This is a genomic window from Rhodocytophaga aerolata (genome assembly GCF_030503435.1).
Taxonomy (GTDB): domain Bacteria; phylum Bacteroidota; class Bacteroidia; order Cytophagales; family 172606-1; genus Rhodocytophaga; species Rhodocytophaga aerolata.
This window is the reverse complement of record NZ_JAUKPO010000026.1, coordinates 13,517-25,722: the sequence shown is the minus strand read 5'-3', so window position 1 is coordinate 25,722 and position 12,206 is coordinate 13,517. Positions and strand designations below refer to the sequence as shown.

At 38.1% G+C, this 12,206-nt stretch carries 11 protein-coding genes and 1 pseudogene; 1 reads left to right on the top strand and 11 read right to left on the bottom strand.

Annotated elements, in window-relative coordinates; all coding sequences use genetic code 11:
- The first annotated feature begins 29 nt into the window (after positions 1-29).
- A complete protein-coding gene (locus Q0590_RS27950; protein ID WP_302040947.1) occupies positions 30-1,244 on the top strand; it encodes a glycosyltransferase family 9 protein in 1,215 nt (404 codons plus the stop codon).
- A gap of 213 nt (positions 1,245-1,457) precedes the next feature.
- Here Q0590_RS27950 and Q0590_RS27945 read toward each other — a convergent pair whose 3' ends face one another.
- The 11 genes and pseudogenes from Q0590_RS27945 to Q0590_RS27905 all read right to left on the bottom strand — a co-directional run bounded on the left by Q0590_RS27945 (position 1,458) and on the right by Q0590_RS27905 (position 12,064).
- Positions 1,458-2,456: a beta-1,6-N-acetylglucosaminyltransferase gene (locus tag Q0590_RS27945; RefSeq protein WP_302040946.1), complete on the bottom strand. Its 999-nt coding sequence runs from the start codon at positions 2,454-2,456 to the stop codon at positions 1,458-1,460.
- 415 nt (positions 2,457-2,871) lie between these two features.
- The gene (locus Q0590_RS27940; RefSeq protein ID WP_302040945.1) at positions 2,872-4,107 is read right to left on the bottom strand and encodes a glycosyltransferase family 61 protein; all 1,236 of its coding nucleotides are present in this window, start codon (positions 4,105-4,107) and stop codon (positions 2,872-2,874) included.
- Between the two features lie 669 nt (positions 4,108-4,776).
- Positions 4,777-4,998: pseudogene (locus Q0590_RS27935) on the bottom strand (DDE-type integrase/transposase/recombinase); the annotation flags it as partial.
- 190 nt (positions 4,999-5,188) lie between these two features.
- Entirely contained in the window at positions 5,189-6,082 is an 894-nt protein-coding gene (locus tag Q0590_RS27930) for an ankyrin repeat domain-containing protein (protein WP_302040944.1), read from the bottom strand.
- 76 nt (positions 6,083-6,158) lie between these two features.
- Positions 6,159-6,359 (bottom strand): IS66 family insertion sequence element accessory protein TnpA, encoded by a 201-nt coding sequence (tnpA, locus tag Q0590_RS37790; RefSeq protein WP_417715104.1) that lies wholly within the window; start codon positions 6,357-6,359, stop codon positions 6,159-6,161.
- Positions 6,360-6,500: 141 nt separating this feature from the next.
- Positions 6,501-6,896, bottom strand: a complete 396-nt coding sequence (locus Q0590_RS27925) for a response regulator (protein WP_302040943.1) — start codon at positions 6,894-6,896, stop codon at positions 6,501-6,503.
- Between the two features lie 404 nt (positions 6,897-7,300).
- Positions 7,301-7,741, bottom strand: coding sequence for a carboxymuconolactone decarboxylase family protein (locus Q0590_RS27920; protein ID WP_302040942.1), 441 nt, complete (start codon positions 7,739-7,741; stop codon positions 7,301-7,303).
- 79 nt (positions 7,742-7,820) lie between these two features.
- Positions 7,821-9,239: an NAD(P)/FAD-dependent oxidoreductase gene (locus tag Q0590_RS27915; RefSeq protein ID WP_302040941.1), complete on the bottom strand. Its 1,419-nt coding sequence runs from the start codon at positions 9,237-9,239 to the stop codon at positions 7,821-7,823.
- 368 nt (positions 9,240-9,607) lie between these two features.
- Positions 9,608-9,886: a Crp/Fnr family transcriptional regulator gene (locus Q0590_RS37620; RefSeq protein WP_366970530.1), complete on the bottom strand. Its 279-nt coding sequence runs from the start codon at positions 9,884-9,886 to the stop codon at positions 9,608-9,610.
- A 166-nt stretch (positions 9,887-10,052) separates the two neighbouring features.
- Complete coding sequence (locus Q0590_RS27910; RefSeq protein ID WP_302040940.1) at positions 10,053-11,066, bottom strand: helix-turn-helix domain-containing protein; 1,014 nt, start codon at positions 11,064-11,066, stop codon at positions 10,053-10,055.
- Positions 11,067-11,251: 185 nt separating this feature from the next.
- Positions 11,252-12,064, bottom strand: a complete 813-nt coding sequence (locus Q0590_RS27905) for a helix-turn-helix domain-containing protein (protein WP_302040939.1) — start codon at positions 12,062-12,064, stop codon at positions 11,252-11,254.
- Between the last annotated feature and the right edge of the window lie 142 nt (positions 12,065-12,206).

The following is a 12,206-nucleotide window of genomic DNA, read 5'->3' as shown; positions in this document are numbered from 1 at the left end:
ACTTTTGCAAATTCTATAACATTCGTTTCATGCAAATGCCCAAATTTCTAAGGAAGCTTTTTAGAAACATACTTGACCTGCGTGCAGACATTATAAAACATATTTTATTTGTTTCTATACATCTTACAAGTAATCAGAGGAAGATTGAAAAAGGAAAGAATTTACTTATTGTCCGCTTGGATGGCATAGGGGATTATATTTTATTTAGAAACTTTATCGAAGAAATCAGAAAAAATTTCCCTCAGTATCACATTACTCTTCTCTGCAGGGGCATGTATAAAGACCTTGCTCAAGCTTTAGACAGTCAGTATATAGACGAATTTATATGGTTTGATCGTATGTTCTTTTTTGGCAATTTTAGGTGCCTTTATGCTACTATAAAACAGATCCGTAAAAAGCATTATGAACTAGTATTCAGTCCGCGTTATACCAGACGCAAACATGATGTAGGAGATTTTTTTGTAAAGATGAGCTCTGCCACAGAAAAGATTGGTATTTCAGGTATTTCTATCGACTATGCCCAAAAGTTTGCTAAACACCATTATAAGTACTATACCAGAATTGTAGAGGTTGAAGAGAAACCGCTTTTTGAATTCTACCGAAATAAAGAATTTTTTGAAAAAGCTTTTCACAAGCCGTTGTCTATCTCAAATCCCCACATAGATGTCAGTTCTGTATCTTATAGTGAACGCTTGCCAGACAATTTTGTAATACTTTTTCCAGGAGCCAGTGCAGCATTCAGGCAATGGCCTACGGATAAGTTTGCAACACTAGCCACCTACATCCAAACCAGGTACGATCTATGGATACTAATTGCAGGTTCTAAAGCTGATTATTTTTTGGCTGAAAAAATTATTCATCACTTAAAAAAAGTGGATACAGTTATTAATTTGTGTGGAAAAACTACGCTGATTGAGTTTGCCTATGTGCTGTCTAAAGCTAAATTATTGATTTCTAATGAAACCAGTGCCCCTCATATAGCAGCTGCAGTTCATACTCCTACCATTTGTATTTCTAATGGTAACCATTTAGGCAGATTTAATCCATATCCTGCTCAAATTTTTAAGGAGCATATTACAATATATCCTCCTCAAATTGCCCGCAGTAAGGCTACGTTTGATGACTTAGTAAGCCAATATCATGATGGCTCAAGTTTGGATATCAACTCAATCTCTCCCGCAGATATTATTCCCTCAATTGATTTGCTACTTACAAAACATACTGACTATACTTCTATTTCTTGATAATCCCTTTAGGAAAAATAAAGGCAAAAAGTTTAATAGTTCATTAACACGTACGGGATAAGTATAGTGTATGATTAATCTAATGAAGAGGTTGATCATAAGGATCTCAACTAATTGCCTGTTTCTAAATTGTCCGTATACAGGAATATTTGTTTAGCTTATCAATGGTTTTGGCTAGCTACCTTTAAAACAATACCTGCATTATCGGCTTACTCATTTCTCACTAGTTTCAATGGAAGCAGTCAGGTGCGGTGAGGTAGTTACCTTCTCATCAATCATATTTAATACGTGAGCATCTACCCATATATCAAATTTTCGGGCAAACAACTTTCTAGAGTTCATGATCTGATCCAAATGCCGGGAAGTTAACATGACCGGTTGAAAGCCTTCATTATCTGTCCATATAGAAAAAATCATATTCGTGTTCACCATTTTGCTGGCAAAATAGGGATGATTCATAGCTACGGTTACCAGGTACATTTCATCAGCACAAAATGCATATTTCATATACTGATTAAATGCTTTTTGCCCGTCATAGAACTCTAGTAGGTAGTTGGCAAACTCTGCGGTGATCATACCGAAGGTAGCTCCAAAATACGGTTTATAGCCTTCAGGAAACTTTCTCTTAATGACATATCTCATAAACCCTTTTAACTTATTGGTAAACCGAGCTCTCAGGCTTATAGATTTGCTATTCATTTCTCCCGGCAGCAGCAGATATTTTCTGTCTTTCAAAAGCAAATAATATGAATCTATACGATGGTTCTGTGGGCGGGTAGTTACCCGGTCGTTAATTGGGTGGACATACTTTTTGTTAGTTCCTAAATCGTCCGTGATTTCGAAATGGGTGTAAAACAGCTTTTTGGGATGAGCTGCCAGAAACCGCTTAATTTCCGCATTCGATTTTATCGGATAGTCTTGTCCACTCAGAATAATGGCATGATCATAGCTTAACTCCAGAGCCTGAGCTTTTTTCAGACCATTGATAATAGCCTGGATCAACGAAAAATGGCCCCAGGCTGTTTTAATCCTGTCTGTAAAAAATACGCATAAGTTAGATTGTAGAGCATCTGACAGTTGCTTATATTCTTCAAGGCTGGAATCCTTGTTATAGTGAATAATAACATAATCTTGTTGGGCAGTAAGCGTTTTTACTAATCGAATAATTTGAGAGGGCTCCTTGTGGGCCAGGATTAAATAAAGTAGTTTCATAAGCAGGGATCGCCTGTTAATATAATTTTATTTTAGCAGATTACTATAAAAAATAAGGTAACTATCAATAATATAGAACTTGTAGTTGTCTCACCTATGCCCCAGCTTATTTACTGCTCTACTGTATAGGCTTTATCTCATCTTTAATGGCTGGTCCATTACATTTTACCCCTTCCCTTTTTATTCTCCCCGATCTATGTTTCCCCTCTTCCATGCTTGGCCGGAAAAAAGAATAACCTCTTCCATTTTATTTATAACCGTATGTGTATCTCTGATATCTTTAGCCTTTCAGCCACTGGTTCTTAGTCAATTGCTTTATACCTCCTATTGTAGCAACTTGATTTACTTTCCTGTCACTTGATAACAGGAGTAGTTAATTATCTCTTATTGTTTTCTATAGGGGAATGAATTTGTTTTATAACTGCTGCTCTTGGGTATGCTCTTGCTCATAAGCTGTTAAGATGTTCTCAATCATTACTTTTAATACATTTAGATCTATTACCACATCAAATCTCTGTTTGAGTAGCGATTTCTTTGGTTCTTCTCCATATTTACCTAAAATATAATAATAATCTAAGCCTACTTTATTTGCTTTATCATAGGACTCAGCATGGACAAAACCTTTGCCAAATAACTCTAACACTTTTGTTCCTTTCTTACAAAATATCAGATTTGTCATAGCAGCCCCAGCTGCGGAGACAATTACCTGGGCAGAGGCAAATAATTTTACTTTTTCGATAAAAGGTAGCCGGCTTAAGGTAAAAGGAACAAATCCATATCCTTTCAGAAGAGCTATCACCTGATCTTCATCAGCTACATTGCGAATTTTTGAGTCCTTTCGGGTAATATAAATTAGTGGCGGATAATGACTCTGCAAGGTTTGTTGGGTGAGAAAAGTGTCTCTAAGAAACTGGCAAGGCCAAACGGGCATAATTGAATCAATCCCTCTTGGAGCCGTAGAGGCAATTATTAGATCTGCTTGTATATGCAACTGTTTGTCTCCCCGAATAATTTTGGCGGCATCGATGCCTAACCTTCGCAAACTATCTTTTTGAAAATCATGCTCATAGTTAGGTACTAAGAACCAATCTACTTTATCAAATAACCCACTCTTTTTGAGTAAATGAATTCTTGGTAGAGCATCTATCAGCCAATGTCCATAGTTATGGACTGCGCCAAGGCCAGCTAGCATACTAAAGACTACGCCTTTGTATTTAACAGGCTCTCTAAAAAACTTTTGAGAAAAAACAGTATTATCTTCAGGCTTAACCACTTTGCCATAGTTATAACTGAAAGAGACATCGGCTATAAGGTGATTATCCTGCGAAATAACAGCAATAGATGTCTTATGATCAGTAAAAATTCTGCCATTCTCAATACAAGTTACCAGATACGTTGTTTTGACCTTAAGACTTGGCTTGAAAATATCCAGAATGGCATCGTAAAATTCCTCACTAATGGTAAGGGTGGAAATGACATTCGGATACACGTCTATACAGGCAGAGCTTTTTTCATTCTCTGCCACAGCACTTACGAAATCTTTACTTGTGAAATAGATGTTGCGGGGTCTGTAGAATGTATTATAAGGGATATTCCGGCCAATAATTTCTAAGCATTTCCTTTTGAACTTTGTCCGTATGGCTTTATTCATAAATTAGAAATATGAGTAGTACTCGTGAGCTTTTGATAGGGCACTTTTTAGTAATCTTTATGTGAAGAAATAATCCTTGATAGATTTCTTTTTACTTACGGTATGAGCTTGCCATAAAAAAGTATGAATAGAAAGCAACTATTTGAAGCTAGACAACTCAATTGTAGTGAGAACACTAAATTCAAAAGCAGGATGCAGTATTTTCAATGGCAAATCATGTCAATATAGTAAAAAAAGTTTTACGTGCAACTTATGTATTCTCATTTGCTTTAATATCACACAAAATGGACTTCTCAAAGAAATAAGGGCCTGAAATAGAGCTATTTATGTCGACTTCCCCGTTCTCAAACAATATCAAGAAAGAAATTATTATTAATAAATAACCTCATTCAATTGTGGCTAAGGCTGTGAATTATGGGAAATTCCAGGGCTGGATGAGCCTTTAGCAATTTTCCACTGTTCACAGCCCTTTCTCTAGAAGCAACTGGCGATAGGTTATTCAGTGTTTGATGAGGTCGGTGATTGGTATAATCCTTCATCCAATCCTCTGCTGGAGGTGTCGACAGGATCGTGCATCGCTGGGTCCGTAATCGCACCTGAGCTAAACTTTCTAAAAAGTAAGCATCCAACACATCTCTTCTGAAACTACCATTGAAGCGTTCAAGTGGATCATAATGATCCATCAGCATTCTGGGTAGCCTTACCTGGTTGAATGTATTGCAGATGGATATTCTCTTTTTCGCACCAAATGTCTAACTCACTAGCAATAAATTCGGGTCCATTATCAGTCCTGATTTGAGCAGGCTTTCCTCGTAAATTAATTACTGCTTGCAGTACCCTTTTGACTCTGGCAGCTGGGAGTGATGTATCTATCTCAATAGATAAAGCTTCCCTGTTGTAATCACTACACTTAGAGAAAAATCATCTCTATAAATTCACTCCTTTAGTAGGTTTTTTATCACAATTTGACGTTGTGTTAGCTATTATTTTAAGATGGCCGGAAGACTAAGGTGACACATTTAGTATACCTAATTTTTCTTCTATCTGTAGAAACTTTGTAGGAATAGAAGACGCAGAACTTTCATAAATCTTTCGCTTTTTTTGCAGCAAACTTTAAAGTAGATCCATCTGCTGCCTGATGATTTGGATCTGCCCCATGTTCGATCAGTAACAGCATAGCTTCCCAGCTTTCCTGATTGACTAATGACATAACAGGCGTATAACCTTTGGTGGTCCAATAGTGGCTTTCTATATTTAAGTTGGCACCATAGGCTACCAACATTTTCAATTTAGCTAGATCTCTGCAATTATGCAGGATTGGAACTTGGTACATATCTTCAACATTTGGATCTGCCCCATGTTGTAATAAGTACTCCATGGCTTGCAAGCTTTTTTCACCATTAGCATAGAAGGCTTCTAAAAGAGGGGCTCCCAAATTAGGGTCGGCCCCTGCTTGTAGTAACGTATAAACAGGCGTTAAATCATGGCCGTATTTACAAGCTAGTTGGATAGCATAGTGTAGATAAGAACTCCCAGAATTACTGCTTTGATTCAGTTGAGCTCCTTGAGAGATTAATGTTTTTATTGCTCCTGTATCATTAGCAGCTATCGCTTTTGCTAAATATGTAGGAGTTCCCTTGGGAAAAATGTCTTCACCCTGCTCAAATTTATCATGTGCCATTTTCGTAGTATGCTTATCCACTAAATCTTTCACTTGATACATTACTAGTGCTAGAATGGGTAAAGCAACCAGGATAGAGATAGTAGAAACCGCCCATTGGATATTTGCAGAATAGCTAATTCCAAGACAAACTATGAAAAGAATACTCATAAGCAAGCCTATATAACCTAATCCTTGTCCCATGGCTTCTCCGGTAGGGTCACTCTTGTAGCTGCTAACAATCAAATACAGACTGGATACAACCTCTAGTACTAGGCAAGAAATAGCAACGTAGAAATACTTTTTAATATCCATTTGATTAGGAAAGCAAAATGAGTACTTAGTAGCTGACAACTTTATTTGATACAAATGATAATGGATCAAATGCCTATTATAGAGAAAAAGCACCAATTTTACTACTGTTCTCTAACCTGCACAATAAAACAACAGGACTATTATTTTTGCTAGCCTTAGTAACCTCTGCTTTGTCTGCGGTAGGCTTAATAAGCTGTGAGTTACGGTACTTGCCCACCCAATAGATCAGAATATGCACCGGCATCTGATGAGTTGAGCAGAATTGTTTTTGTGTCAGACCGCTTTATAAACTAACATTCTACCAGGGAAATATCTCCAGTTCTGTTCTCAATTGGGGTGCCATCATCTTCAACTGTTTTTCTACCAAATTACTTGGGCAACTACCACTAAAGTAGGACTGTTCCTGCGGGTGGTTACCTTACATTAGCTTCATTAACCCTAGTGCGGTGAGAGGTTTGCAGATAAAAGTATATACTTTCGGATTAGAATGTATTTTCGCTATCTCTTCTTTATGTATAGTAGAAGAGAGCATGATAATCTTTGTTTCTTTCCAAACAGAAGCAGGAAATTTATCTAATTCAGTTAAAAAATCAAATCCATTCATCAACGGCATATTGACATCTAAAAAAATGATCTCAGGAAAAGCTTGTGAGGCAAATAATCTCTTTGATAGGTAGTCAAGCGCTTCTATTGCAGAATATTTAATAATAATTTCCTCGGCAAAACAGGAATTTTTGACAAGTCTGGAATGAATCATAGCATCCACATCATTGTCATCAATAAGTAGAGCGGTTTTAAAACGAAAAGTTAGCATAGGTGATTTAAAAAATAACTACAAAAATCTATTAAATCAAAAAAGCCTTAAACAGGCTTTTTTGATTTAATCACTTATTATGTGCTACAAAACTATAGGTTGATTTTATTGAAGTCTGGTATTTTCTTCGGTAATACAAGCACTTGACACAGATGATAATGCGTCACATGAAAAAATCTGTAGAAAATCTCATGAATGCCTTCTTAGTCTGCTTTCCTTCTCCTTCTATTAGCACTTACCTTTGAGTAACTTGCAAAGAGTTGTCCGTATTGGTAGCTTTTTTCTGCTTGACATTCTCTTAGAGAAAATTATTTGACAATTCAATCGACAGCGAGTATGTACTTAAAAGGAATTTGTCTATGTAGGAAGTTTAGCTTACTTTATTTGTAGGCCATGGACTTGGTTTACTCGAGTGGCGGCATTAGATGGGTGCTAATGGCGATGCGGTTCCAGGCATTTATCCCAATGATGGACATAATCACCTGTGCTAAACTCACCTCATCTAATAGTCTGGCTGCTTGTTGATACGTTTTTTCTGACACTTTTTGATGAATAAGCGTAACTTCTTCCGTAAGAGCCAGAATAGCTCTTTCTTTTTCAGTAAAATATGGGGTATCTCGCCATGCACTTAGAGCATAAATGCGTTGCTCGGTTTCCCCTAGCTCTCTTGCCTCTTTAGTATGCATGTTTATACAATAGGCACATCCGTTTATCTGGGAAGCTCTAATTTTAATCAGGTGCTTTTCAATAGCCGTAAGTTTGGTTCGGCTCAAGTATTTTTCAAAGGCAAACATAGCTTCGTAGGCCTTTGGCTCCACTTCTTTGATGACAATACGTTGGTTCATGGTGTTAGTTATTTTAGGTGATTAAAAACTTGATTTGATGGATAAATTAAATAAAATGAGTGATTGCAGGTAAACCAGATCAATGTGAAATAAACTCTTTGCGGCTTGCCGGTCTAAAAATCATTCGCAAGGCCTGATCCCTGGTCAGATAGGCGATGATCCATCCATAGAGGGTCTTGATTTTATTCGTATAGTTTACAAGAGAAATCAAATGAATGAACAGCCAGCCTAGCAAACCTAAAAAGCCACTTAAATGCAGCTTATGTTTAAACAGGTCAGCCACCGCATGATGCCGTCCAACAATGGCCATCTCTCCCCGGTCAAAATACGTAAATGGTTTTAGTGGTTTGTTTCGTGCCATCGCCTTAAAATTTTTTGCCAGCCTGGTTCCCTGCTGTATCGCTACTTGTGCCAGCTGGGGGTGGCCTGTAGGATAAAGAGGATCTGTTTGTTGCAGGCTGATGTCGCCAATGGCATAGATGTTTTCGAAGCCTATTACCCGGTTATACATATCGGTAACCATCCGTTTTCCTGCCCCAAGGCTCGTTTGGGGAATACCTTCAAAGGTACAAGCAATAACACCGGCTGCCCATATCAGGGTTTTAGCATTTATGATCTCCCCATCGGAAAACTGCACCTGTTCATTCTCATAACTTACTACCCGTGTGTTGAGCTTTACTTTTACACCTAGATTGACTAAGGCCTCGTACGTTTCCTTATGCGTTTTATCACTCATTGGCGTTAGTAAAGTAGGTTGGGCATCCACTATCACAATCTGTCCGCCTGCACCCACCAGTTCAGGATAATCCTTTTCAATGATATAATTTTTCATTTCCGCCAGCATTCCTGCCACTTCCACTCCTGTGGGTCCCCCACCGGCTACAACCATGGTCAATAGCTTCTTTCGCTCGATAGGATTTTGTTCGATAGCTGCTTTTTCCAATGTCTGAATCAGCACATTTCGCATGTAAATGGCATCATCCATGCCTTTCAAAGCAATAGCGTTTTTCTCGATAGCCTCATTTCCGAAGAAATTCGTTTTAGTGCCGGCTGCCAGCACCAGGTAATCATACGAAAGTTCCCCATCACTCAAATACAGTGTTTGAGCATGGGAGTCTATCCGTAAGAGCTGGGCCATCCGGATAGTAATTCCCTTATTTCTTAGGAGCTTGCGAAATGGATAACTAATGCTGGAAGGTTCCAGAAAGCCCGTTGCTACCTGATATAGCAGCGGTGTGAAGGAATTGTAATTGTTCTTATCTACCAGGGTAATTTGATAAGAGGGATTAGTAGCCAATTGTTGGATTAGATTTAATCCGGCAAACCCTCCGCCTACCACGACTATACGCTTTCTGTTATCAGCAGGCTGTATAGAGTCTGTAGTATGTTGCATGGACGAGGCAGTAGGAAACCAGTCTTTTTCCGATGCCTTTTCCCGGGAAATGAAATGCGCTTGCTTTTCCCGGATGCTTGCTGGGGTGTATGTGAGTGTGCTCATAGTACCTTGTGTTTATTGAAAACAAAGGTCGCACCTGCTTGAGACTTTTCTCTTAAAGTAGTTTAAGAAATGCTCTATTTGATTTTTGCACGGAGCATACTTAAAAACTCAGGCGTAAATCCTAAAAAAGAAGCCAGCATATATTGGGGAATGCGCTGAACAAAACCGGGAAATGTCTTTGTAAATTCTTCGTAACGTGTTTCTGCGGACTGACAAAGAAGAATTTCTATTTTTCGTAAAGCCGCTGTATAAGCCCGCTGCATCATTAGCCGGAAATAGCGATCCAGCCCAGGGATTTGATGAAATAATTGTTCATATACCTCCCTGGAAATTAGGGCAACCTGCGAATCTTCTACTGCCTGTATGTATTATGGGGAAGGTAACTTGTTTTCAAAACTAAGATAATCGCTGATCCACCAATTTTCAATACCAAACTGTAAGATCTGCTCTGATCCCTTCTCTGTAATCGAATATAAACGTAAGCACCCTTCGATAACAAAGTACATTCCAGAACATACCTGCCCTTCTTTTAAGAGAAATTCTTTTCTGGATAACTTTTTTAGCTGAAGATGTGATAGAAGTATCGCTCGCTCTCCTGCTTCCAAGTGAATGTATCTTAACAGGTGTTCAAACAGTCTTTCATACATAGCATCATGTATTTTTTGCCCTGGTAAGATAAGAAATTCAGGTTAAAATTACGCTCTGTCTTATGTATAAGCATTCACTTTTGCTAGAAATTGAAATATCAATATATGCTACGTTCATGCATGCTCACTTGCACATGGTTGTTTTTATGTACACTTCTTTAGCCACTTATTTCGATGAGTCCTGATTACTAAATCTAGCAAAGAAGGGGGCGTTCGTCACCTCTTCCTTTTTTCTATATTGAGAGGGTGTAACACCAGTATATCGCTTGAAGAAGCGGGAGAAATAAGAAGCATCTTCAAATTTTAATAAGAAACATATTTCTGCTATACTTAATTGAGTATGAAGCAATAATTGAGAGGCTTCTTTAATGAGTCTCTCCCGAATAATTTCTCCAGGTGTCTGTCCGGTAACTGCTTTTATCGTGTCATTGAGATAATTTTGAGTAACATGTAGCGCTGTTGCGTACTGAGACAAAGATTTAATTTCAATTGTATGCAAGTTTTTTAATGGCTCCAGATCCTTTTCAAAAAGTAGGGCAAATGCTTTCGTCAAACGAACTCCGGCATTGCTGTTATCTACCAGGCAATTATCTCTGTTAGCGATTATCAATTGTTGGGCTTTTTGCAAGAGCACATTCAATAATGCCCTTATCAGGTTCTCCTTATTGGCATGCTCAGTTTGATATGCTTCTTCCATTTCTTGGAAAAGCTTGTTAAAATATACAGTTTGCGAATTGTCTAGTTGCAAAGCAATACCCTCCTCCACGTTGAAAAACGGATATTCAAATAAGCTATCTTTATTGGCTAAATTTTGCCCAAAAAATGATGAGGTAAATGCACAAAAATAGCCTGATTGTTCATCCATCTTTGACATACAGGGAATAAATCTGTTCGCAGGTACAAAACACAAAATGCCTGGTTTCCTGGAATATCCTTCTGAACCAATCTTCAGAGCGCCTTCTCTACCGCTAATTAAAAAAATGATGAACACATTTAACCGGTAAAGAGCAACAGGTTGCTTACTTTTTACATGGTGTTCATCCATGCGGTGAATTTCAAAATAATTTTCACCTGAACGCTTTACTGCTTCACTCCATTCCTGTTGTAAATCTCCCCAATTATATAATACAGGACCCTTGTCTTTAGCAATGGGGGAAATAGTTGCTTTTTTATTTTTCATTGCAAAAATCATTACTTTTAAAATAGAATCCTTCCGGCTTCTGTTCTCTACATGTCTTATACTTTTTAGCTGCCCTTAGTCAGGCATCGGAATTTTATCTATCAAATTTAACTTCCTTATAAAGAGTAAACCATAGACAAAAATGGATATCACTTGGACAAATCTGCCACGATGGAGATACCGGTCTAATCACGGAAGGTTTGCGGGGAAACACCGGTTAATTTTTTAAAAAAGCGGCTAAAATAAAATTCATCACCAAACTGTAAGGCATATGCAATTTCTTTGATACTCTTGCGAGTGAGATGCAGTCTTTTTTTAGCTTCCAGAATCAGCCGTTCTTGAATTAGCAGGGAAGGCGTTTTTTTGAAATACTTGGTGATGCGCTTAGTGAAGGTATTTGGAGGTAACCCTAATAATGAAGCATAATCCGAAGGTTTATGTAAATGCAGGTAGTGCTCGTCTAGTAACAGCCGGAACCGCTCCATCAACTCGTCTGTAGGCTCCTGTTTCTCTGATAAGGATCTACTTTTGATACTGCTCGATTTAGCTAATAACAATTGCAAACAAGCCTGCAATACCATTTGAGAGGGAATAGCCGCATGAAGCTCTTCGGCTAGCTGTTCCATCAATTGAGCAAATTGTTTACTTTCTTGGGGAGAGAGTTTTACAAAGGGCTCCAGGTAAATATTGTTAAACAATAAGCCATTACAACCCACATCCGCCTGATGGTATTCTATACAATAAAAATCGCCGTGAAACTGGAGTACCGTAAACGGAAAGGGCTTGCTTACCTCCAGATAAATCACTTGTAGCGGGGTAGCAAATAGAAGGACTGGTCCGCAAAAAGGAAATGCCCCAACGTCAGCATGGAAAATACCTTCTCCTTCCTGAATGAATAGTATAGTATATTGTGCAAATTGAGCAGGCTTAAGCAAAGGCTCCTCCACAGAATTTTTTATTCCTAATAGATATACGCCGGATGTGGAATGTACTTCCATATTAGTTACCTATTTAGTAGCACCAGGCTTAGGGATATATATTAACTCTATTGCCTGTTGTTTTTTTACACTGCTTGCTAACTTTGTTCAACTCTCTTTCTGTTATACCTAAGATAGGCATATATCTAATCAAGGTCTAGCT

Coding starts and splice junctions, on each gene's coding strand:
- Q0590_RS27950 (WP_302040947.1), top strand. CDS start 30: ATGCAAATGCCCAAATTTCTAAGGAAGCTTTTTAGAAACATACTTGAC.
- Q0590_RS27945 (WP_302040946.1), bottom strand. CDS start 2,456: ATGAAACTACTTTATTTAATCCTGGCCCACAAGGAGCCCTCTCAAATT.
- Q0590_RS27940 (WP_302040945.1), bottom strand. CDS start 4,107: ATGAATAAAGCCATACGGACAAAGTTCAAAAGGAAATGCTTAGAAATT.
- Q0590_RS27930 (WP_302040944.1), bottom strand. CDS start 6,082: ATGGATATTAAAAAGTATTTCTACGTTGCTATTTCTTGCCTAGTACTA.
- Q0590_RS27925 (WP_302040943.1), bottom strand. CDS start 6,896: ATGCTAACTTTTCGTTTTAAAACCGCTCTACTTATTGATGACAATGAT.
- Q0590_RS27920 (WP_302040942.1), bottom strand. CDS start 7,741: ATGAACCAACGTATTGTCATCAAAGAAGTGGAGCCAAAGGCCTACGAA.
- Q0590_RS27915 (WP_302040941.1), bottom strand. CDS start 9,239: ATGAGCACACTCACATACACCCCAGCAAGCATCCGGGAAAAGCAAGCG.
- Q0590_RS37620 (WP_366970530.1), bottom strand. CDS start 9,886: ATGTATGAAAGACTGTTTGAACACCTGTTAAGATACATTCACTTGGAA.
- Q0590_RS27910 (WP_302040940.1), bottom strand. CDS start 11,066: ATGAAAAATAAAAAAGCAACTATTTCCCCCATTGCTAAAGACAAGGGT.
- Q0590_RS27905 (WP_302040939.1), bottom strand. CDS start 12,064: ATGGAAGTACATTCCACATCCGGCGTATATCTATTAGGAATAAAAAAT.